General features: G+C 36.7%; 27 protein-coding genes. 3 read left to right on the top strand and 24 right to left on the bottom strand.

Annotation, left to right across the window (positions count from 1 at the left end):
* Positions 1-27: 27 nt before the first annotated feature.
* Complete coding sequence (locus A5866_RS03460; protein ID WP_086444372.1) at positions 28-798, bottom strand: TrmH family RNA methyltransferase; 771 nt, start codon at positions 796-798, stop codon at positions 28-30.
* Between the two features lie 120 nt (positions 799-918).
* Here A5866_RS03460 and A5866_RS03465 point away from each other — a divergent pair, with 120 nt between their 5' ends.
* Entirely contained in the window at positions 919-1,194 is a 276-nt protein-coding gene (locus A5866_RS03465; RefSeq protein ID WP_086279313.1) for an acylphosphatase, read from the top strand.
* Between the two features lie 120 nt (positions 1,195-1,314).
* Positions 1,315-2,244, top strand: coding sequence for a membrane protein insertase YidC (gene yidC / locus A5866_RS03470; RefSeq protein ID WP_086279312.1), 930 nt, complete (start codon positions 1,315-1,317; stop codon positions 2,242-2,244).
* Between the two features lie 47 nt (positions 2,245-2,291).
* Here yidC and A5866_RS03475 read toward each other — a convergent pair whose 3' ends face one another.
* From A5866_RS03475 to A5866_RS03565, 19 genes are all read right to left on the bottom strand, one after another.
* On the bottom strand, positions 2,292-2,858 hold the full coding sequence (locus A5866_RS03475) for a TetR/AcrR family transcriptional regulator (RefSeq protein WP_086444371.1): 567 nt from the start codon (positions 2,856-2,858) through the stop codon (positions 2,292-2,294).
* 62 nt (positions 2,859-2,920) lie between these two features.
* Positions 2,921-3,727 carry a TspO/MBR family protein gene (locus A5866_RS03480; RefSeq protein WP_086444370.1) on the bottom strand — a complete coding sequence of 269 codons (807 nt, stop codon included), beginning with the start codon at positions 3,725-3,727 and terminating at the stop codon, positions 2,921-2,923.
* A 12-nt stretch (positions 3,728-3,739) separates the two neighbouring features.
* Positions 3,740-4,513 carry a DUF1295 domain-containing protein gene (locus A5866_RS03485; RefSeq protein ID WP_086444369.1) on the bottom strand — a complete coding sequence of 258 codons (774 nt, stop codon included), beginning with the start codon at positions 4,511-4,513 and terminating at the stop codon, positions 3,740-3,742.
* Between the two features lies 1 nt (position 4,514).
* On the bottom strand, positions 4,515-6,317 hold the full coding sequence (locus tag A5866_RS03490) for a DegV family protein (protein ID WP_086444368.1): 1,803 nt from the start codon (positions 6,315-6,317) through the stop codon (positions 4,515-4,517).
* A 7-nt stretch (positions 6,318-6,324) separates the two neighbouring features.
* On the bottom strand, positions 6,325-6,729 hold the full coding sequence (locus A5866_RS03495; protein ID WP_086444367.1) for a DUF2177 family protein: 405 nt from the start codon (positions 6,727-6,729) through the stop codon (positions 6,325-6,327).
* A 164-nt stretch (positions 6,730-6,893) separates the two neighbouring features.
* Positions 6,894-8,975 (bottom strand): glycine--tRNA ligase subunit beta, encoded by a 2,082-nt coding sequence (gene glyS / locus A5866_RS03500; protein WP_086444366.1) that lies wholly within the window; start codon positions 8,973-8,975, stop codon positions 6,894-6,896.
* Between the two features lies 1 nt (position 8,976).
* Positions 8,977-9,885: a glycine--tRNA ligase subunit alpha gene (glyQ, locus tag A5866_RS03505; protein ID WP_086444365.1), complete on the bottom strand. Its 909-nt coding sequence runs from the start codon at positions 9,883-9,885 to the stop codon at positions 8,977-8,979.
* A gap of 144 nt (positions 9,886-10,029) precedes the next feature.
* The gene (locus A5866_RS03510) at positions 10,030-10,272 is read right to left on the bottom strand and encodes a hypothetical protein (protein ID WP_086444364.1); all 243 of its coding nucleotides are present in this window, start codon (positions 10,270-10,272) and stop codon (positions 10,030-10,032) included.
* A 298-nt stretch (positions 10,273-10,570) separates the two neighbouring features.
* Positions 10,571-10,852 (bottom strand): AAA family ATPase, encoded by a 282-nt coding sequence (locus A5866_RS03515; protein ID WP_254907551.1) that lies wholly within the window; start codon positions 10,850-10,852, stop codon positions 10,571-10,573.
* A gap of 14 nt (positions 10,853-10,866) precedes the next feature.
* On the bottom strand, positions 10,867-11,286 hold the full coding sequence (locus A5866_RS03520) for an AAA family ATPase (protein WP_254907550.1): 420 nt from the start codon (positions 11,284-11,286) through the stop codon (positions 10,867-10,869).
* Entirely contained in the window at positions 11,267-12,076 is an 810-nt protein-coding gene (gene recO / locus A5866_RS03525; RefSeq protein WP_086444363.1) for a DNA repair protein RecO, read from the bottom strand. Before recO ends, A5866_RS03520 begins: the two co-directional genes overlap by 20 nt.
* Before the next feature lie 93 nt (positions 12,077-12,169).
* Positions 12,170-13,072 carry a GTPase Era gene (era, locus tag A5866_RS03530; protein ID WP_086279301.1) on the bottom strand — a complete coding sequence of 301 codons (903 nt, stop codon included), beginning with the start codon at positions 13,070-13,072 and terminating at the stop codon, positions 12,170-12,172.
* A gap of 12 nt (positions 13,073-13,084) precedes the next feature.
* Complete coding sequence (locus A5866_RS03535; protein WP_086279300.1) at positions 13,085-13,492, bottom strand: diacylglycerol kinase family protein; 408 nt, start codon at positions 13,490-13,492, stop codon at positions 13,085-13,087.
* The gene (gene ybeY / locus A5866_RS03540; protein ID WP_086444362.1) at positions 13,470-13,946 is read right to left on the bottom strand and encodes an rRNA maturation RNase YbeY; all 477 of its coding nucleotides are present in this window, start codon (positions 13,944-13,946) and stop codon (positions 13,470-13,472) included. Before ybeY ends, A5866_RS03535 begins: the two co-directional genes overlap by 23 nt.
* Entirely contained in the window at positions 13,946-16,144 is a 2,199-nt protein-coding gene (locus A5866_RS03545; protein ID WP_086279298.1) for an HD family phosphohydrolase, read from the bottom strand. The genes ybeY and A5866_RS03545 overlap by 1 nt, the downstream gene beginning before the upstream one ends.
* Before the next feature lie 32 nt (positions 16,145-16,176).
* Positions 16,177-17,145: a PhoH family protein gene (locus A5866_RS03550; RefSeq protein ID WP_086279297.1), complete on the bottom strand. Its 969-nt coding sequence runs from the start codon at positions 17,143-17,145 to the stop codon at positions 16,177-16,179.
* A gap of 165 nt (positions 17,146-17,310) precedes the next feature.
* Positions 17,311-17,760, bottom strand: coding sequence for a GatB/YqeY domain-containing protein (locus A5866_RS03555; protein WP_086444361.1), 450 nt, complete (start codon positions 17,758-17,760; stop codon positions 17,311-17,313).
* Between the two features lie 25 nt (positions 17,761-17,785).
* On the bottom strand, positions 17,786-17,962 hold the full coding sequence (rpsU, locus tag A5866_RS03560) for a 30S ribosomal protein S21 (RefSeq protein ID WP_002356740.1): 177 nt from the start codon (positions 17,960-17,962) through the stop codon (positions 17,786-17,788).
* 207 nt (positions 17,963-18,169) lie between these two features.
* Positions 18,170-18,598, bottom strand: a complete 429-nt coding sequence (locus tag A5866_RS03565) for a Fur family transcriptional regulator (protein WP_086279295.1) — start codon at positions 18,596-18,598, stop codon at positions 18,170-18,172.
* A 98-nt stretch (positions 18,599-18,696) separates the two neighbouring features.
* Here A5866_RS03565 and A5866_RS03570 point away from each other — a divergent pair, with 98 nt between their 5' ends.
* Positions 18,697-19,554: a pyruvate, water dikinase regulatory protein gene (locus tag A5866_RS03570; protein WP_176332558.1), complete on the top strand. Its 858-nt coding sequence runs from the start codon at positions 18,697-18,699 to the stop codon at positions 19,552-19,554.
* Between the two features lie 64 nt (positions 19,555-19,618).
* Here A5866_RS03570 and thrB read toward each other — a convergent pair whose 3' ends face one another.
* From thrB to A5866_RS03590, 4 genes are all read right to left on the bottom strand, one after another.
* Positions 19,619-20,482, bottom strand: coding sequence for a homoserine kinase (gene thrB / locus A5866_RS03575; RefSeq protein WP_086444360.1), 864 nt, complete (start codon positions 20,480-20,482; stop codon positions 19,619-19,621).
* Positions 20,479-21,537, bottom strand: a complete 1,059-nt coding sequence (gene thrC, locus A5866_RS03580) for a threonine synthase (RefSeq protein WP_086444359.1) — start codon at positions 21,535-21,537, stop codon at positions 20,479-20,481. Before thrC ends, thrB begins: the two co-directional genes overlap by 4 nt.
* 2 nt (positions 21,538-21,539) lie before the next feature.
* Positions 21,540-22,829, bottom strand: coding sequence for a homoserine dehydrogenase (locus A5866_RS03585; protein ID WP_086444358.1), 1,290 nt, complete (start codon positions 22,827-22,829; stop codon positions 21,540-21,542).
* A gap of 134 nt (positions 22,830-22,963) precedes the next feature.
* Entirely contained in the window at positions 22,964-23,251 is a 288-nt protein-coding gene (locus tag A5866_RS03590) for an ArsR/SmtB family transcription factor (protein WP_086279291.1), read from the bottom strand.
* Positions 23,252-23,282: the final 31 nt, after the last annotated feature.

The following is a 23,282-nucleotide window of genomic DNA, read 5'->3' on the forward strand; positions in this document are numbered from 1 at the left end:
TGTATTTCAGTTAGCTAGTAAATGGTACTACTTATTAAGTTCCAGATGATACATTAAAATTCCCGCTGCAATTGCAACATTCAAGGATTCAGCTGCCCCTCTGATCGGAATATAAATAGTTTCGTCTGTCAGTTCTAAAATTTCAGATGAAACTCCTTGCCCTTCATTCCCCATAATCAAGGCATACTGATCTAATCCAGTTAATTTCTGATAGGCAATGGCTTCTGGATTTAATTCGGTTCCATAAACAGGTATTTTGGCTGCTTTAAATTTGTTGATCATTTCAACTAAAGGTTTACGGATGACAGGTAAATGATAATTACTTCCCTGCATTGCTCTAAGTACCTTGGTATTATAGATATCTGAGCTGCCTTCGCCTAAGATCACACCAGAAAGACCTGCTGCATCAGCCGTTCGAATCATAGTGCCAACATTCCCAGGATCTTGGACATTATCTAAAAGTAACCACCCACCTTCTAATTGGATGTCTTCTTCTGTCGGCATCATAATGATTGCGATCATTCCTTGAGGCGTTGGTAATTCGGAAATAGACTCTAGGACTTCATCAGAAACACGAATTAGTTGTTCTTGTGATTGATTGTTTAACCAAGCTGACCATTCTGATTCCCCTCGTTGATTAAAGAGGATCCATTTGATTTGCGCATTTGCTTTAACTGCCTCTTCAATCAAATGGAAGCCTTCAATCATATATTCTTGATTGTCTTCACGATGCTTTTTTTTATGTAGTTTTTTTAACTCTTTGATCATCGTATTCTTTGTTGATAAAATTTCTTTCATTTCTACACCTCACACGAGCATTATACCATGTTTTTTTTCAATCAAACAATCACAACTTTACTTGCCATATGTTCAAAAAATCGCTATCATTAATTTAATTAAAAGCGAGGTGTAGAATCAATGAGAAAGGTACGTATGAATGTACAGGGAAGAGTTCAAGGTGTTGGGTTTCGCTATATGACTAAAATGGTTGCAGATGAATTAGGTATTCACGGCACTGTACGAAATGAAGATGACGGTTCTGTTTCTATTGAATCTTTGGGTGAAGACGATGCTATGGTACAATTTATCCAAAAAATCAAAGACTCTCCTAGTCCTGTAGGTCGTGTTACGTATGTTGATATTCAAGAAGACCCGTTGATGGAAGAATATACTAGCTTCAAAGTAACAAATTGATTTAGATCAAGAAGAATCTTGCTCAGTCTTGAGGCGGATTCTTCTAATTTTTATTGAAAAAAAACGCTTTTTCAAGTATAGTTAACCTTGTGCAAATTTTTTAGAAAAGGAAAGAATAAAATGAGAAAATTAAATAAGTGGCTACTGAGTTCTGGCCTATTTACTTTAGTCCTATTTTTATCTGGATGTGTAAAAACGGGATCGGATGGTCAACCAACTGGTGAAGGAATCATCTACAATTTTTTAGTAAAACCAATGAGTAGTGCCATTACATACCTTGTTGATAATTTCAATTGGAATTATGGCTGGGCAATCATTTTTATCACGATCATCGTTCGCTTGATTATTATGCCTTTAGGCTTGAATCAATCGAAAAAAAGTATGATCCAAACAGAAAAAATGCAAGCAATCAAACCTCAAATCGATGCGGCTCAAGCCAAGGTCAAAGAAGCAACAACACGTGAAGAGCAAATGCAAGCTCAAGCTGAGATGCAACAAGTCTACAAAGAGAACAACATGAGCATGATGGGTGGAATCGGTTGTCTACCATTATTGATCCAAATGCCAATCTTCTCTGCCTTATTCTTTGCTGCTCGTTATACAAAAGGTATTGGGGACGCCTCATTTTTCGGCGTTAATCTTGGTCAACCAAGCATGATTTTCGTTATTTTAGCCGGTGTTGCCTATTTACTTCAAGGGTATCTTTCTACTATTGGTATTCCAGAAGAACAAAAGAAAACCATGAAATCAATGTTGATCGTGTCACCTTTAATGATTGTATTTATGTCAATCAGCTCTCCAGCTGGTGTAACATTATACTGGGTAGTCGGTGGGATCTTCAGTAGTATCCAAACATTAATCACAAATCAATTCTTAAAACCAAGAATCAAAGCGCAAGTGGCAGAGGAATTGAAACAAAATCCACCGAAACAAGTGATTACACCACGTAAAGATGTAACACCAACACAAGAGAAAACAGTACAAAAAGCAACACCTCAAAACAATACTTCTAAAAAAGGTAGAAATGCTGGAAAACAAAATAGAAAGTAACAAAAAAACAAGACCCAACGGATTGACTGCGTTGGGTCTTGTTTTTTTTAATTTGCTGAGACACCAAACACAAACAAATCAACTACCTGTGCAATACCTAATACGGAGCTTCTTTGCTCTGTTTTGATATAAGGAGATAAGGTGTTAAGAAAGTGTGTCGTTGCAACCTCTGGTGACAAGCCTTTACGAATATTAAAATCACTCTTTTCAAAAAGCTCCAACAAAGGTTTCTTATACGATTGATTCCATAATGTAAATAATTTGAGTTGCGTCTCTTTCGTTAATTTGGTCCGAAAATCATGCATCATTAAATCAAAATCAAATGGATGCTTCGTTTTCAGACAGACTGCAAATCTTTGTAATTTATTGATTGTATCAAGATGTTGATCTTCCACGATCAACACTAGTTCTTCGTTTACATCGCCTAACAAGCTTTCAATGACACCCACATAAACGGCCTCTTTATTCTTAAAATGATGATATAAATTAGGCTGGGTCACCTCAGCTAGCTGTGCGATTTGTCTCGTCGAGGTGCTCTGATAGCCGTTGTCCATAAATAATCTTGTTGCGACTTGAATGATTTTCTCTCTTGTATTTTTCGTTTCTTTATCCATTGTTTAGCCACCTATAGTTGATTTCACTCCTATTTTAACAGAAGCAGACCAAGAAACCTATACTAGATAACACTCTTTTTATGTTTAAAAAGTTGTGCTGCTTCATACAGACAGAGAATCGCTAAAATTCCTAAACAAATTGCCACCGTAGTAATAATCTCTGGATATGCTCCAGCCCACCCATCGAGAGCCTGGTGTTTGAGCAAAATTCCATAATACGCCCACAATGTTGCTAGACCATAAGCTATATCTTTATTCCGAATGATTGTTGTGGCAATAATGACTAAACCCACGATCAAGATAATAATCGTCCACACGACTTGGTTATTTTGCAAAACAGCGATATTTTTATCGACTAAGAAAGCTGTGATATTGGCGATTGTTGCAATCGTGATCCAGCCAAAATAAATGCTAAAAGGCAACCGGATAAAAAAGTAATCCTTCTTCGTTAATGAAGCTTTAGTCAGCATATGATTTGTATAAATCAAAACGATTAACAAAACCAACATGATCACCACTGATAAATCAATTTGTAGATATTGCCATGCCAATAGCCAAGCACTATTTAGAATAGAAGAAGTAATAAATAGTATGCTAAGTTTTCTACGAATTTGCCGGTCGTTTAAAACAGATTGATCAGCTGGTTTAAACCATTGATACACAACGAATCCTGCTAAACTTAGATAAATTACTGACCAAATCGAAAAAGTTAAACCAGCTGGAGCAAATAAATTGGGATAAGTATCTGAAACTTCTTGTGTCGTCATCCCATTTAATGGCAATAATACAGCTGCTGCATTAACTGCAATCATAACGAAATAAATAATCGTCAGCAATAATTTCGGACCTAAAGAGTTACTTTTAGACATGCTAATTCCTCCTTATAAACCTTTTTTTCCAAAAAATGGAACAAATTTTGGTGTTTTATCTGCATAGGCAATAAAATCCGGACGATCTTTGTATTTTTTTTCTAACAAAGGAACACCTGATACAAATAAAAGCAATAAAGTGATTGTCAAAGGACCAATAAGTCCCCAACTATTTCGCAGCTCGCTCAAAGTGACCAGAAAAATCCCCCACCAACTAAGGGCTTCTCCAAAATAATTGGGGTGTCTTGTGATAGACCACAGGCCAGTTGTTAAAAGCTTCCCCTGATTACTGCCGTTCTTTTTGAAATTTGTCAACTGAGCATCACCAATCGTTTCAAAAGCAAACCCTACACCCCAAATCACAATACCTAATCCATTCCACCAGTAAAATGCATCTGTTGAACTTGTCATAACAAATAGTATTGGCATTGAAACCACTAATAGCAAGACTCCTTGAAGAACAAAAACATTTAGATAAGCTTTCAATTTTGCAAAATGATGCCCCCAGCGCTTTCTCATATTTACGTAACGGTAGTCTTCCGGTTTTCCGATGTTCCGTTTAGCTAAGTGAAAAAACAAGCGTAACCCCCATACCGTCACTAATACCAGTACGATTGTACTAGCGGTTGTTTTTTGGGGCATAATGAAATATCCTGTAATTGCAACAAGAACAAAACCAATCCCCCAAGCTAAATCTACAATAGAATTATTATGAAGATACTGCGCTAAAAAAAATAACACCGTAAAATAAGTAAAAATAACACCACTAATAATCAAAATAGTCATACTACTCCCCACTTTCTTCTTCAAATGCTACTGCTATACTGCCTTGACCCGCACTCATCGCGACCACAGTTGAAATATCCATCATGTAACTTGGTTGAAAGCCTAACGCTTCACTTAATTTATTTTTCAACTGTAATGCTCGTTCCTCTTCTCCTGCATGGATGACAACATAGCGTCGTACTTTATTTTTCTTATGATGTTTTTTTAATTGCTGAATAACCTTTCGCTCATTCCCTTTCAAACTAAACGCAAAATCACTCAGCTTCCCTTCACCAGTTTCATTTAAACTGACGATTGGTTTCAAATTAATTTTTTTTGCTATTTTACCAGCAAATTGTGGAATTCTGCCAGATTCGATCATCGGATCTAAATCATCTACACTAACCACTATTTTAAGCTTATTCCGCTTGTTCTCAATGTGTTTCACCACGTCTTCAAAACCTGCTCCAGATTGGATTAATTCATTTGCATTCATCACTAATAACCCTTGCGCTGCAGAATTTAGTTTGGAATCAATTACTTCGATTTTCACAGAGGATGTTTTTTTCTTTGCCGCTTCCTTAACTGTATGAAATGTGCCACTTAATTTTTTTGCAACTGTAATAACAATAACTGCTTCATATCTCGTTTCTAAGAAAGAAAAAAGATTCTCTACAGTCTTTAAAGTTGGTTGTGAGCTAGTTGCTCGGTCATGTAGTGCGTTAGTCAATTCAAAGAATTGTTTACTTTGAATCGTTAGTTTATCAAGATAACTAGTACCTCCAATCAGGATATTCATTGGCAGGACATGAATTTGATTAGCTAACAAATACTCAGAAGGAATGTCAGCAATTGAATCCGTTACTAATGCAATCGACGCTTTTCTTTGTTGATTGATTTGATATTGCAGTAGCATGTCATCTGCCTTTTGTTGCATAGGCTGACCAACCTTACTTAAATAATGTAATACTTCATCTGGCCGATTAGAATGAATATGAATTCTTGCATTGTTGCGATTTACAGCCACGATCAAAGAATCCCCATACGGAGCCAAATCCATCTGAATTTCAGCCTTTGACTTTGTGACTTGATCTAATAAAACTTCGGTACAATATCTAAATTTCGGTTCAGCAGTATTTACGTGTCGTGTTTCAGATATCCCTATTTTGGGTGAATCGTCAATGTAATTTCTATCTGGGGCTTCAGTTTCTTTATCAACAAATGCTTGAGTAAACCCAACCATAAATAGATAAAAACCTTTTGCTCCAGCATCTACTACCTGATTTCTTTGTAACACTTTTAATTGGTTCGTTGTATGTTCCAACGCTTGTTCCGCTTTAGTCAAGGCTTTCGGAAGTATTTTATCTAGCCCGTGTACTGGATCGATGTCATTAAGGGCTTCTGCCCACGATCGAATAACCGTAATGATCGTTCCTTCAACAGGATCACTGATGGCTTGATACGCCTCGACAATTGCTAATTTTACACTATGCACAAAACTAGCAACAGAACTCTTCTCCTCTTGAATTAATAAGTTATTATAGATCCCATTAAAATATTGAGCAAGAATAATTCCTGAGTTTCCTCTAGCACCAACCAAAGAAGCGTCGGCAACTTTTTCAAACACCTCTATAACAGATGTCGATTCCTTTTTAGTTTCCTCAAGAATTGCTTGCATCAACGAAGCTAAATTACTTCCCGTATCACCATCTGAAACTGGAAAAACATTGATTTGATTCAATTCTCGTCTTTCATTCAATACGAGAATTGCACCTTGTTGAAATGCATTCACCAGCTCTTTATAGTCAATCAGTTGACTTTCCATACTCCATTCACCTCCAGTTAAAATATTGTGCTACATAAAAAGTGATACCACTAGTAACTGCTGTAACTGCTGTTCCCCATATTAGATCAATTATTGTGACTAAAATTGGCCAATCTTTGATCGTAGCTAAATTCGTCAAATCGTAAGTGGCGTAACACAATAATCCGAGAAAAGCACCCGCTAAAAGAGCATACATCATACTATCTTTTTCAAGCGCAGGATAAACAACGAAAAAGAGTAGCCCTACTAAATAAACTATATAGAATAATACAGCAGGTATTATCTTGGTTGTCCCCAATAAACTACCCAAATATTCTTGATACATTTGTCTAGCAATCAACAGTAACCAAGTAAAATCAAACACTAAAAATGCCAGCGCTGCAGTAATAAATAATTTCGCAAAATGACTCATCTTTTTACCTCCTAAAAATTTTATAAACCTTATCGATTGATAAGGTTATCCTACCACGTTGAAAATATTTATGAAAAAATTTTGCTTGCTATCTATTTAGATCTTTATAGCACAGTGAAAAAGGTGGACAGAATACTATAATCAGTATTCTGTCCACCTTTAGTTTATTTTACAATCAGTAAATCCAGACTAGCCAATGATAACGCCATTTTGGCAATTCGGTTAAGTTCTTTCAAACGATTTACTTTCACTTGCTCATCCTCTACCATGACCATTGTCTCTTCAAAATATTGTTCAATCAATGGACGCAGTGCTACTAGAGCTTGATAATTTTCCGACATTGTATTTTCAGCAAACTGCTCTTCAATTTTATTAACAGCTTGATGTAAAGCTTTCTCCGCATCATTTTCAAATAAGGCTGCATCTACTTTACTTTCTTGGTTTAGTAAATCACGCCCTTTTTTAGCTAAATTGATTACTCGCGTCAAAGCTTCAATGGAGGGTCTAAAATCTTGATCCAACAAATGCTTTTTCAAAATTGTTGCAGACGAAAATAGTTTGGCTAAATCTTTTTGTTCAGAAGAAATCACAGCATCGATGACATCATGACGTACATCTTTTGTCATTAGCAGTTGACGCAGACGCGCTTTTATAAAATCAATTACTTCTTCTTGTCCACTAGTCAATTGAACACCATATTTTTTACTATCCGCATTGACAGCGGCATCGATATCCATCTGTAACTGAATAAGTGGGAACTGCCAGCCTTTTTCTTCGACGATTCGAATGACCCCATATGTTTGTCGACGTAATGCATATGGATCATTAGAGCCGCTAGGAATCATGCCAACCGCAAAGAACGCGAAGACACTATCTAGTTTATCGGCTAAAGCTAATACAGCTCCAATTGTTGATTCTGGTAAGGCGCCATCGCTTGATGTTGGTAAATAATGTTCACGAATCGCTTGAGCTACAGTTGGTTTTTCCCCTTGAAGCAAGGCATATTTCTCACCCATGATTCCTTGTAGTTCTGGGAATTCTCCCACCATATTCGTTACTAAATCAAATTTATAGATTTCAGAAGCGCGTTTTAAATCGGTTAGTTCATCTTCAGACAATCCGACTTCTTTTCCAATGATTTGCCCAATAACACCCACCCGTTGCATTTTTTCATAAATCGTTCCGATTTTTTCATGGAACGTGACATTTTTTAATTTTTCAATGCATTCTTCAATTGATAGTTTTTTATCTTCATTATAAAAAAATTCTGCATCTTCTAAACGAGCTATCAAGACTTTTTCATTACCTTTGATCACATTTTCAATATGGACACTATCTCCATTTCTAACGGAAATAAAATGCGGAAGTAATAACCCCTGATCATTACGAACATCAAAGTAACGCTGATGTTCTTTCATTGAAGTAACTAAGACTTCTTCGGGCACAGAAAGATATTTTTCATCGAAAGCCCCTACAAATGCGGTTGGGTATTCAACTAAATTATTCACTTCTTCCAATAAATTCTCGTCTAAATCTAGCGTCCAATGATATTTCTCAGCTAATTGATTGGCTTGATCAATGATCATTGTTTTTCTTTCATTGGGATCAACGATTACAAACTGTTCTTTCATCTTTTCTTCGTACTCTTTTGAATGATCAAATGCCACATCATCCCCTAAGAAGCGGTGGCCGCGAGAACTTTTTCTCGTTGTTACATCTAATACAGAAAATGGAATCACTTCATCGTCCAATAATGCCACGATCCAATGAATTGGACGAATATATTCAAAATCATGATCTGCCCAGTGCATTGTAACAGGGAAAGTCAGACTTGTAATAACCTCTTTTAATCCTGCCAACACATCAAGTGTTTTTTGACCGTGGTTCTGTTTGGTCACATAGACATATTCTACACCGTTCAATTCTTTGAACGTGATAGCCTCTGTCGTCAAGCCTTGACCACGAACAAATCCTTCGGCTGCTTTGCTCCAATTGCCTTCACTATCTTGAGCAATTTTTTTAGCAGGTCCTTTGACTTCTTCTTGCGTATCTTCTTGCTGCTCCGGCAATTGCGTTACACGTACCGCCAAACGACGAGGTGTGGAAAAACTTTGAACCGTTTCATAGGTCAATTTATTTTCATCTAGGAATTTGACGATTTTATTTTCTAATTGTATGCGACTTGGGCTGACAATATGTGCTGGCATTTCTTCCAAGCCAATTTCAAGTAATAAATCTTTTGCCATGTTATTTTGCCTCCTTAGTAGTTTGATCCTCTTTATTTAAGAGTGGGAAGCCTAATTTTTCCCGCTCTGCAACAAAAATTTTCGCAACGGCTTTAGCCATATTTCTGATTCGTGCTAAATAGCCGGCACGTTCCGTCACAGAAACAGCACCACGGGCATCAAGCAAATTAAAGGTATGACTGCATTTTAAAATATAATCGTAAGCTGGATGTACCAAGCTTTCATCGATACAACGTTTCGCTTCTTTTTCAAATTTATCGAAGTTTTCCAGCAACATTTCTTGATTACTAACTTCAAATGAATATTTTGAATGCTCATATTCAGGCTGATTAAAGATTTCTCCGTACTTAACACCTTGTGTCCATTCTAAATCATACACACTTTCTACTTCTTGAATGTACGATGCAAGACGCTCTATCCCATAAGTAATTTCTGAGGTAACCGGGTGACAGGCTAAGCCACCAACTTGTTGGAAATACGTAAACTGAGTGATTTCCATACCATCTAGCCAAACTTCCCAGCCTAAACCAGCACACCCCATAGAAGGATTTTCCCAGTTATCTTCAACAAAACGGATATCATGAGCTAAAGGATCGATTCCCAATAATTCTAAACTTTCTAAATATAATTCTTGAATATTATCTGGAGATGGTTTCATTACTACTTGAAATTGATGATGTTGATATAATCGATTTGGATTTTCACCATAACGACCATCTGCTGGTCTTCTTGAAGGCTCTACATAAGCTGCATTCCAAGGTTCTGGTCCAATTGCCCGTAAAAAAGTATACGGACTCATTGTTCCTGCTCCTTTTTCCGTATCATATGCTTGCATCAGCATACAATCATTTGATGACCAAAATTTTTGTAACGTTAAAATCATTTCTTGTACAGTAAGTTTCTTTTCCATTGTGATCCTCCTATTTTAAAAGCGTAGCAAATCGGTCAATTCTGTAGAAAATTAGGAAATTGACATTGAAATGCTTTTTGCCTCATTTAGAATTTACTTTTTTCAAAAATCTAAACGAATAACTTAATGAAACCAATTAATTTTTTACAACGCTGTAACTACTGGATAAAACTCAATAACTTCACCTTGAACAACAGAAACTTCAACTTCCATAGTGTCCGTCAGCGTTGTATTGATAGTATAAATTTTTTCGCTAGAAACTGTTTCGAACGCTTCAATAATGGTACCATCATTATCTTTGATCTGGACTAACAATTTAACAAGCGACAAAACCTTTAACTTGTTCTGTGAAAAATCAGCAGGTAAGAAAGTTGCATTAAACTGCATGAATTTCCTCCTTTCCCTTGATTAAGAACGTAAAACATAGTGATCAAGAGCAAACAAAAAGTCCCTATGCCTCATAGAGACATAGGGACGAATAATCGCGGTTCCACCCTACTTCCGATAACAACTATCGGCAGCTTCATTTAAGTATACTCAAAAGCGCCCTTCAAAAGTTGCTTGTATCTGGCTCACACTTTTCCAGACTCGCTATCACAGCAGTTCTTTCTACTCTTCTTTCTCAACGTATTTATTTAATTACTCTTTATGATAATCTTAGATGAAGAAGATGTCAAATTATTTTTCAAGATTCAAATAATTTCTGAAAAAAATGCTCTTTTCTTTCGAAAATCGTCGCCCAATCTTGATAGATTTTTGTCTCTTCTAGTTTACGTTTAACGATGTCCCCATTCATAAATTCATAGATTGTTGCCTTTGGAAAAAACAATAAAATTGGAGAGTGGGTCGCGATTACGAATTGAGAATCCCTCTGCACTAAGTCTTGCATCAAGACCATTAATTGCAATTGTGTACTAAGAGATAATCCAGTTTCGGGTTCATCTAATAAATAAAAACCTCGTCCCAAAAATCGAGTTGCCACTAACTCATAAAACGATTCTCCTCTTGAATAAGTATGTAATGCCCTTTCAAAAAACCTGCACCTTGATCGATCGTTTCAATCTCGGTCATTAAATTATAAAAGGATTCAGCTCGATAAAAATAACTATCTTTGGGATGATCTGGATATTTGATTGGCCGAGTCGCTTCAACAAATGAAGGTTGTTCTTTGTAGGATGTAAAAATATTATTTTTGGACCCACCTTCTAGATTTAAGCCCATTAATCCAGCCATCGTTTCAATTATTGTTGATTTTCCAGAACCATTTTCACCAATTAAAAATGTAACTGGTGTTTCAAATATAAGTTGCTCAATATGCGCTGCAATAGGTAAATTAAACGGAAATTCAGTTGAAGAAAGAGCTTTATCGTATTTGATTCCTTTAAGATAAAGTTTTGCCATCTTCTTCCTCTTCTCTTTCTCGTTTAGGTATTTTCAACGTGTCTTCCCAACTTTTCATCTGATCAATAAATTTCTTGCTCTTCAAATTAATCCCAACATATTCATCATAGAGCTCATCCACTGTTTGTCTAATTGCAGTTTTCGTCTCTGCTTTCACATTGATATCCTGAACCTTATCATACGAAATGGCAGAAAACAGTCGAATAAAATGGATTGCCCTTGGATCAGCGTGGTAACGATGATCATCAAGGTGCCAATGTCGTTCACACAATACACCGCTATACTTTGATGAATAATCAAACTTTCCTCGTGTTTCTTGGCAAACACTACAGTGTCTCCATTCCGGCGTGATACCAAAACGACTCAGTAATTGAATTTCAAAAATATTAGTAATGATCTCTGCATCTTTATTCTCATTTAATAATTTTAGAGCTTGCTGCACAAAATGGTATAGATTAGGATCATAAGTCCGATCTTCGATAGCGGCATCGACTAAATTCAAGATATAAGTTGCATAGGCATTAACAAAAATATCTTCCTGAATCACACGAAGGGGATAGACTTCTTTACTGCCATTCAAAAAAGATAGACCCTCTTCTCTAAAATCGCCAATATAAACAGCTTCTGTAAAAGGCAAAATAGCAGGACCAATTGGATTATTTTTTCGGTGCGCCCCTTTTACGAAAAACATTAATTTACCAAATGACTCTGTAAAAATCTTAACTAATTTATCTTTTTCTTTATAGTCTTTGGTAAATAAAATAATCCCCTTTGTTTCGCCTAAAGTCATGATTTCGCCTCCCTTGTATTTTAGTCTATTTTAGCAGATGTAGAAGTAAAAGAACAATTCCGCTCCCACACAGAATTGTTCTTTTGGCATTTATTAATAATCGTCTTTACGATAACCAAAGTCTTGTAAATGAACTTTTTTATCGCGCCAATCTTTTTGAACTTTTACCCAAAGTTCCAAGTATACTTTATCGTCCAATAAATGTTCGATATCTTGTCTAGCCTTGGTTCCAATCTGTTTAAGCATCTTACCGCCTTTACCAATGATGATCCCTTTTTGGCTATCACGCTCAACGATGATTGTCGCTTGAATACGGATTTTATCATTTTCATCACGTTTCATTGAATCCACAACTACTGCAACAGAATGTGGAATTTCATCTCGTGTCAATAAGAGGACTTTTTCGCGTACTAGTTCAGAAACGATAAAGTACTCAGGATGATCTGTTACTTGATCATCTGGGAAATATTGCGGCCCCTCAGGCATTTGATCCACTAAAACATCCATCAATCGATCAACATTATTTCCTTCTGTTGCTGAAATTGGCACAACTTCTGCAAAATCCATCTGACTTGCATAATCTTCAATAATACCCAAAAGCTGATCTGGATGAACCGTATCGATTTTATTGATTACAAGATACACAGGGCTCGTCATTGTTTTAAGACGTTCAATGATAAAATCGTCACCCTTTCCTCTTTTTTGATCTGCACTGATCATAAACAAAGTTGCATCAACTTCGCGCAAAGCACTATAAGCCGTTTCAACCATAAAATCACCCAAGCGATGTTTTGGCTTATGGATACCAGGTGTATCAATAAAAACGATTTGTGCTTCGGGAACGGTATAGATCCCTTGAATCTTGTTTCTTGTTGTTTGAGCCTTATCGCTCATAATCGCAATTTTTTGTCCGACGATTCGATTTAACAGCGTAGATTTACCAACGTTTGGTCTCCCTACGATTGCTACAAATCCAGATTTATGTGCTTCTGTCATAGTTTCTCTCCTCTATAAAAAGTCTTGTAGTATTTGCCAAATTTTGGGAACAAACAGTAGCGCTCCCACGACTACGGCAAATCCGGTCGTTAAAAGAACTGCACCTGCCGCCATATCTTTGATTTTTTTCCCGATTGGATGAAAGTGAAAATCCGTCACCATATCGACGACATTCTCAAAAACTGTATTAATGATTTCCATCACCAATACCAGAAAGATTGCTAGCAACAGCCACAACCATTCTGAAAGCACTAATCGAAAAATAAAACCGAAAATAATCGCAATTATTCCCATAAAAATATGTGTCCGCATGTTTCGTTCTTCTTTAAATACCGTTTTAATTCCTTGAAGAGCAAACTCTAAGGATGTTATAAAATGCTTATTTTTCGCTGTCCGCTTATCTTTTGAGTCCATAGGCATCTAAGATCTCTTTCTGTAAACCAAACATTTCTTTCTCATCCTCAGGTTCCATGTGATCATAACCATTTAAATGTAAAAAACCATGCACAGCCAAGAAACCCAATTCACGTTCAAACGAATGACCGTATTCAACCGCTTGTTCTACAGCGCGTTCAGTTGAGATCATAATATCTCCAAGGTTTCTAGGGAAGGCTTCAGTCTCATCGTCAAAAATAATTGGCAATTCGTCTTCCCCTTCTTCTTCCAACACAAAGCTAATGACATCTGTTGGGGCATCTTTGCCTCGATAGTCTCGATTTATTACTTGAATGCCTGAATTATCCATAAAAGTCACGGACATTTCTGTATCCTTAGATATGTTCAGAAAATCAGCCGCAAACTGCAACAGATTTTCTACTTCTTCTAAATTATCTTTTGATAAATTCGTTGTTTCATCAATAAATGAAATGTCCATTAGTCATCTCTCTTTTCTTGTTCATCTTTCATTTCTTGCGCTTCTGATTTCATTTTTGGGTACTTGATTCTTGAATGGAATGTGCTACACAACCCACTAACTAAAGATTTCTCAACAATCCGAATCTCCTTCATGGTTAAGCCACAATCATCTAGTTGTCCATCTGAAATCCGATCTTGGATAACATTATGAACAAAAGCTTGAATTTTTTCGTTTGTCGGATGATCCATTGCACGAACTGCCGCTTCACATGTATCTGCAATACTTACGATCCCAGCTTCTCTTGTTTGAGGTTTAGGACCTGGGTACCGGAAATCTGCTTCTAAAATATCTGCATTACGTTCTTTGGCTTTAACATAGAAAAACTTCATTAACGTGGTCCCATGATGTTGGCGACAAATATCGATCACCATTTCAGGCATATGATACTCTTCCAATATCTTAGCGCCATCAATAACATGACCAAAAATAATCTGTTTACTATCTTCAGGTAATAAAAAGTTGTGCGGATTTTCTGCGCCCGCTGGTAAATTTTCAACAAAGAAATTTGCATGCTTGATTTTACCAATATCATGATAATAACAAGCAACACGAGTCAGTAACGAACGACCACCGATTTCAGCTACTGCATTGGCACTCAAACTCGCAACCATCATACTATGATGATACGTTCCAGGAGCTTCTTCAAGTAGTTGTTTTAATAATGGATGATTCGGGTTACTTAGCTCATTTAAAACAATCACACTATCATCGGTTACAAGTAATTCGATATATGGATGAAGTCCCATTGTTGCAAGGAAAGCCAAAACAGTCCCAGCAAGAGCACAAATCATCATCGTCCATGATTTACCATCAAAAAAGCTCATCCCTTGATAAATCATCAAAACAAAATCTAGACAAACTGGAAAAATGATTACCCAGAATACGGCAACTAAGCCTTGCTCACTAATACGAGTTCGTTTAACTACAGTTGCTAGCAACCCAGAAAACATATAGCTCACTATAATTACTGTCAATGTATTCGTTCCAATAGCATTATAAAAAACAAACAGTGAAAAAATCACTTGGAAAACAGCTGCTAAAACACCCGCTCGTCTACTAACAAAATAATTTAGGACTAGTGGCGTAAAGGCTGCTGGGAAGAACAAAGAAATATACATCATTTGTTCTGTTTGGAAGATTTGGAAAAACTTCATCAATACAACACTTAGAGACATTGCTCCTACATAAAATAATACAAAATGTCTTCGTCGACCCTCTTCTGTAACTTGCTTAGTGAAAAACAATAAAACTAAAACTTGTAAAACAATTGCTAGTGCCAAAGCAGCCATCGGAAATAAAGAAGTGCTTTGATTTGTCATACCCAACAACTCAAGTTTTTCCATCGCTTTACTATCAATTTGAGTCCCTTCACGAACAATGATTTCACCTTGATAAATCATTGAAGGCGGAATGGCATCCATCGCATTTTGACGTAGTTCTTTTGTCTTTTTATCGTTGGCAAAATCATTTGCCACGATTCCTTGGTTCACAATATAACGAATTTCTTGTTGCATCGTTCCGGTAACATCAAGAAATTGAATCTTTTCGATCGCACTTTGACGAACATTATCTAGATCAGCTTCACGAACATGATCTTTCATTTTCTCGTCTACGATTTTCAAGCTTTCGGTTTTTACTTGTTGAATCTGAGTTGCATCTAATGAGAAAATATTTTGATAAAACACATTGGGAAATTTTTGATAAAAAGCGACTTCATCTTGATCCAACGCTTCAAATTGAGCTTTTAAATTAGCGACTCTTTCCTCTATCGTTGGCCTTGGAATCGTTTCATCTTTTTTGGCCTTAGCGACCTTTTCTTGATAGTCTTTATCTGTTTTCTCATTTGCTGTCACAATCAGCTTAAAGAGCTTTTCAATACGTTTATGCTGAACATCGGCTGTTTCTTCTTGATAAATGTACTCTGGAGTAACCGCTTCAGCTGCTAGCTTTTTCTTCTGAGCTGTTTCATACGTGTTTTCAACATTTTTATTTGCTCGAATTGTATTTTCTGCTAGCTGTCCTTCTTTGATCTCAACTCTTTTTTGATGAACGCTGCCAAACATAATGATAAATAAAAAACAGGAAAATATAAGTAGTAGTAATGGAATATAGGCTTTTCCTAATTTATCACGTAATTTTAATAACGAATACTTCAACGGAATTTTCACTCCTTTCCGCAGGTTTAACTCTATTTTTGACTTTCATTTTCATACGCTCGAATGATTTGAGCAACAACTGGATGTCGCACCACATCTCCAGCATCAAAATGAACAAATGCAATCTTATCGATTGATTGTAACGTTTTTTCTGCATGGATCAGCCCGCTAGCAACGCCTTTAGGTAAATCGATTTGGCTCGTATCGCCATTAACGATCATTCTTGAGTTAAAACCCAGTCTAGTCAAAAACATTTTCATTTGAGCAATAGTCGTATTCTGTGCTTCATCTAAAATTACAAAAGCATCATCTAAAGTCCGACCTCTCATATAAGCTAATGGTGCAATTTCGATTACGCCTCGTTCCATTAAGCGATTTGTATGTTCCATACCAAAAACTTGGTACAACGCATCATAAACCGGGCGCAAATAGGGATCTACCTTTTCTTTTAAGTCACCAGGTAAAAATCCCAGACTTTCCCCTGCTTCAACAGCGGGACGCGTTAAAATTATTTTTTGGACTTCACCTTTTTTTAATGCTGACACAGCCATTACGACTGCTAAAAATGTTTTACCCGTTCCCGCAGGACCAATTCCAAAAATAATATCTCGTTTTCTTACTGCCTCAACATATTTTTTCTGCCCTACATTTTTGATACGAATGGCTCTGCCATGGTGGTCCTTTAAGATCTCCTCTTCATACATCGCAACAAATGTATCCAGTTCACCATTTTTTGCCATTTTCAAAGCAGAAACAACATCTGGCGTACTGATTTTAATGCCGCGCTGTATTAAGACTTGTAATGTTCTTACAACAGAAGCAACCAACTGTACTTCTGCTTCTTCTCCTAGCAACTGAATCGTCTCACCACGTGTATTGATCGTTACATCTGTATTATCTTCTAAGTATTTTATATGTTTATCATGGGTTCCTAAAAGCATACTAACATCGTCAGAATCATTTAACTTCAATTCCAAAGATATCGACTGATTTTCTGTCAAAAAATGCCCATCTCCTTTATTTTTTCATTCTTTACAATCATACCATATTATTAATTTATTAAAAAGAGAGCACGATTAAATCTAACAATTCGATTTAATATCTGGCTCTACTTTGGTTAAGTTGGACAAAAAAACCAACGGAATCCCGTTGGTTTTTTTATTTGACTAATTCTCTTGTAGTAATTCTTTTACAATTGCATTGACTTGGTTGCCGTCTGCTTTGCCTTTGACTTCTGGCATTACAGCACCCATAACTTTACCAAATTCTTTTGGTGAAGTCGCACCGGTCTGATCAATTGCCGTTTGAACAATCTGACGAATTTCTTCTTCTGAAAGTTGCTTAGGCATATATTTTTCAACAATTGTGATTTCGATTTTTACTTTGTCAGCAAGATCGTCACGTCCCGCTTTTTCAAACTCTGATAAAGAGTCTCTGCGTTGTTTCATCTCACGAGATAAAACTGTTAACTCTTCTTCTCCGTCCAAATCACGGCCAGCTTTAATCTGCTCATTTTGAATGGCTGCTTTCAACATACGAAGTACAGATAAAGTATCTTTATCTTTTGACTTCATTGCTGTTTTGATATCGTCATTCAATGTTGTTAGTAATGACATACAACCAACTCCAATTCATCGAAAACTAGAATTTTTTACGTTTTCTAGCTGCTTCAGATTTTTTCTTACGCTTTACACTTGGTTTTTCGTAGAATTCACGTTTACGAGATTCTTGTAAAGTACCCGCTTTTGAAACGGAACGTTTGAAGCGACGAAGAGCATCGTCAAGAGATTCGTTTTTACGAACGACAGTTTTTGACATGTTAATTCCCTCCCTCCGAGCTTAAAAAGTAACCGTTTTTTATATTTATGAGTTATTTGACATAAATAAAATACCGTTCTTTTTACATTATATCGAATGGTTATTTTAACGTCAACCTTTGTATTGAAAAAATGCATAAAAAAGTGCCAAAATGAGTAAAGTTTTACACTCATATGCAATATTCATGTTTTTTTCTGAAAAAAATGATCATCTGCACTCTTCACAACGACCAAAAATCTCAAATCGATGTCCTTCAATTTCACACCCGCTCAATTGTTCTTTAAAAAAATCCATCGGGCACATATGAATTTCTTTTGTTTTGCCACAAACTGTACAAATGAAATGATGATGATGCCCTACTTCTTGACAACAATGGAAGCGAAATTTTTTTTCTCCATTTAAATCTGTTGTCTCCAACAAATTCAACTGTTCAAAATCATGCAAATTGCGATAGATCGTATCATAACTCACACCTTGATATTCCTGATTCATAAACTCATAAACTTCCCTTGCCGAGATATAACGATTTCTTCTAATAAGGTAGGTAATCATCGCTTCTCTCTTTTTTGTATATTTCAAGCCATGCTCTTTCATCACGGTTAAAGATTGTTCTACTTTCGAGTTAGACTGTGCCATTTTAGATCCTCCACTTCTTAAATCAGAATCATTACGAATAATATTTATGAAGGTATGGTATAATAAATCTATAAAAAAAGCAAGAGAGGAATCCAATTATGACAATAAATGAAGAAAAAAAATGTGTGACAATTTTTGTTATTTCCGATTCGGCTGGCGAAACAGCTTCAAAATTAGCTGCAGCTTCTATGGCACAGTACCCTACCGTTGACTTTTCTCTATTTAGACGAACATTTGCTAAAGAAGAAGAAAAGTTGAGAAAAGCCCTTGAAGACGCCAAACGTGAAAATGCCATGGTGTTACATACAATCGTAAATGATCGTTTAGTTAAAATTGCGAATGATTTTTTTGAAGAAAATAATTTATATCACTTTGATATATTAACACCGCCAGTAGCTGAGATCGAACGGTTGACAGGCATTGCACCGACCAGAGAAGCTGGTGCATTGCATCATTTAAATGAAAATTATTTCAAACGAATCGAAGCAATGGAATTTGCAGTCAAATATGATGACGGGAAAGATCCGAGAGGTTTCTTAGAGGCAGACGTTCTCTTACTAGGTGTTTCTCGAACATCAAAAACCCCACTCAGTCTATTTTTAGCCAATAAAAATTTGAAAGTAGCCAATCTTCCACTGATTCCCGAGGCACATCTGCCAAAACAACTGTGGGAAACAAATCCTAAGAAAATTGTTGGCTTAACAAATGATCCTGATATCTTAAACGGCATTCGTAAAGAACGAATGAGAACTTATGGATTGCCAGCTGATACCTCCTACTCAGATATTGAAAAGATTAGAAAGGAATTAACCTTTGCTAATGATTTATATGAGAAATTAGGCTGTGTCGTGATCAACGTGGCATCATTGTCAATTGAAGAAACAGCATCAATGATTTTAAATGCGTTGAACTTAGAAGATCATAGTTATTATGCAACAGAGTCACCCGAAGCATAACAAGTCCAAATAGAAGAGCATGATTGAAGGTTATTTTTCGCCCTCAATCATGCTCTTTTTTAATTTAAAATACTTGAATTCCTTCTTGGTCTATCGATAGTACATTGATAGCAGCCGAATGAGGTAATTTTTCCAACTCTCGAACCATTTGAGTTGTTTTTTCTTCTGGCGAGATCACTAAAACAGTCGGTCCTGCTCCACTTAGAAATGCGCCGTAAGCTCCAACCTTGTGACTAAGATCCCGGATTTGCTCCAAATGTGGCACTAATTTTTTGCGATATGATTCATGCCACCGGTCTTTTTCCATCATTAAACCAGCTAAGGGCAAGTTGCCATTTAAAATCGCCGCAATCATCACATTTGCGATTGAACTTGCTTGGACCGCTTCTTTATATGGAATTGAAGCTGGCAATACGCTACGGCTTTCAGAGGTCAATAAGTGAGCTTCTGGAATATAAGCAATCACATCACACATTGGGAAGTGATGTTTAACAGAGTAAACTTCACCATCAACATAACTAGCTACAACAAAATCGCCGCAAATGGCGGGAGCAACATTATCTGGGTGACCTTCCATCTCCGTCGCTATTTGTACTTTATCTTTTTGAGATAAGTTCAAATTACCTAAGCGATTAGCAAGCTCAATACCGCCGACTATCACACTAGAGCTACTGCCTAACCCTCTAGCTAAAGGAATATCGGATGTCATCTTCAAAACTTTAGGTGAAAGGTCAGGTGCTATTTTCAATGCGGTTTGAATCAATAGATTCGTTTTATCACTTGGAATATCCGCACCTAAAGAATGGATGATTTTCCATTCTTCAGCATTTTTGACCACTTCGATATTCAGGTATTGCGACAACGCAATACCACATGAGTCAAAACCCGGACCTAGATTTGCACTGGTTGCGGGAATTCTTATTTTCATAATTCTGACACTCCATTACGTAAATGCATCCGCATTTCTTCTAAATCACTCATTTTAGAAATTTTTACGTCTGTTGCATTGATAGCTGTATCAGGATCTTTCAGACCATTTCCCGTGAAAACTGTTACTACTGTTTCACCAGGTTTGATTTTCCCGCTTCTCACATGTTGGATCACACCAGCTAATGAAGCTGCAGATCCAGGTTCAACGAATACCCCATCTTGCGCAGCAACTTTACGATAAGCATTCAAAATTTCTTCGTCTGTTACAGAATCGATATAACCATTAGATTCATCACGTGCAGCTTCTGCTAATTTCCAGCTAGCTGGATTACCAATACGAATAGCTGTTGCAATTGTCTCAGGTTGCTCAATCACTTCTCCTTTTACGATTGCTGCAGCGCCTTCTGCTTCAAAACCGTGCATTCTAGGTAAAAGAGTCCCTTTTTTATCATGCCATTCCTTAAACCCTTTCCAATAAGCTGAAATATTTCCAGCATTTCCAACAGGGATTGCTAAAACGTCTGGTGCTTGTCCCAGTTGTTCACAAACTTCAAAAGCAGCCGTTTTTTGACCTTCTAAACGATATGGATTAACAGAATTCACAAGAGCAACTGCTTCTGTTTTGGCAATATCTCGTACAGCTTTTAAAGCTTCATCAAAGTTTCCTGGAATCGAAATAATATCTGCGCCATAAACGATGGCTTGAGCTAATTTACCCATTGCGATTTTCCCATCTGGAATAACCACATATGCTTTAACACCGGCTCTTGTAGCATAAGCGGCAGCAGCAGCACTTGTATTCCCAGTAGAAGCACAAACGATTGCTTTAGCCCCTTCTTCAACAGCTTTAGCTACGGCCATGACCATGCCGCGGTCTTTAAAGGAACCGGTTGGATTCAACCCTTCATATTTTCCGTATAGATTGATTCCTAATTCTTTTGATAAACTGTGCAAAGGAATCAATGGTGTATTTCCTTCAGCTAGAGAAATCATGGGTGTTTTATCTGTAATTGGTAAATATTCCTTATATTGTTTTAATAGTCCTTCGTACATCTTTAGTCCTCCAATACTTTAAATGTATTTAATAGTTCGAATTCTTCAGTGGATTCGATTTCTTTCGTCACTTGTTTCATTTGTTCTTTCGTAATGGTATGAGTGATTGCAACGATTCTTGCTCTAGTTCCGTCAGATTTTTGCTGAACTAATTGATCGAAGCTAACATTGGCCTCCGTCATAATTTGTGTCAACTTCAAAATTTGACCACGACGATCTGGTACTTCGATCGAGAAATAATACTTCCCAGAAATCGTATCATCTGCGGCGATTTTAGTATCGTGTTGATAGGAATTGAACATATGTCCAGTTGTTCCTAGACGGATATTTTTAGCGATCGTAATAATATCACTCACCACACTGGTAGCAGTAGGTTTAGCGCCAGCTCCCGGTCCGTAATACATTGATTCACCAACACCTGAGCTTTCAATAAAGACGGCATTAAACTCATTGCGAACAGAAGCAATCGGATGCGATTTAGCCACTAACATCGGTCCTACTTCAACAGCAATACTTCCTTCTTGATTTTCAGAAGAACCAATTAGTTTCACTTCGTATCCTAACTCGGCAGCCATTGCAACGTCATCTAACGATAATCCGCGAATTCCACGTGTATCGACTTGATCCAATCTAATATTCATTCCAAAAGCAAATTGACTTAAAATAACCATTTTATAGGCCGCATCGATCCCATCGACATCATTCGTTGGATCAGATTCAGCAAAGCCTAATTCTTGCGCTTCTTTTAACGCTTGGTCGTATGATTTTTTTGCTGAAACCATTTGTGTCAGCATATAGTTGGTCGTACCATTTACGATGCCTAAAACTTTTTGGATATTATCAGCGGCTAAACTATTCGCAATCGTACGTAAAATCGGAATGCCGCCTGCCACGCTCGCTTCATAATACAAATCACAATGATTTTTTTGTGCTAATGCCACAAGCTCACTACCATGTTGCGCCAATAAATCTTTATTTGCTGTTACGATATGTTTGCCATTTTCTAGTGCTTTGGTAATGAAGGTTTTTGCTGGTTCTACTTTGCCGATTAATTCAACAATGATCTTGATTTCATCATCATTGATAATATCCTCAATATTTGTCGTGAGTTGAATATCGAATTTCTCAGCCTGACGTCTTTTTTCTTCTTCGTCTCGTACTAACGCTTTTGAAATAGCAATTTCCATCCCTGTTACTTGAGAAATTTTTTCTTGATGTTCTTGTAAAATGGTTGGTACACCAGATCCCACAGTCCCCAGTCCAAGTAAACCAATTTTCAGTTTTTCCTTCATTCTTCTTCCTCCAACTATAAAATTAGAAACATTTCATTTTCTTCTAATAAAACATGTCTCTAGTATAACGAAATGCCGAAAAAAAAACTACCCTTTTCTGTGAATTTCCCGAAGGAATCATAGAAAAAGATAGATTACTGATGTTTGATATGTTCAAATGTTTGATTAAGAATGTCGATAACATGATGGTCATCCAATGTATAATAAATTGTTTTCCCCTCACGTCTTGATCTCACTACATGGCTATCGCGTAATAATTTTAGTTGATGAGAAACCGCCGATTGTTCCATCGAAAGTTGCTCTGCAATTGCTGTTACGTTCAACTCTCCTTGCTTTAACAAAAGTAAAAGCCGCAATCTCGTTGGATCACTCAACACTTTATATAACTGACTTACTTTTTGAATCTCATCTATTTCTTTCATCGCTGAGCTCCCTTTCCTTTTTTCCTCTTGA

This window comes from Enterococcus sp. 12C11_DIV0727, assembly GCF_002148425.2.
Classification (GTDB): Bacteria; Bacillota; Bacilli; order Lactobacillales; family Enterococcaceae; genus Enterococcus_L; species Enterococcus_L lemimoniae.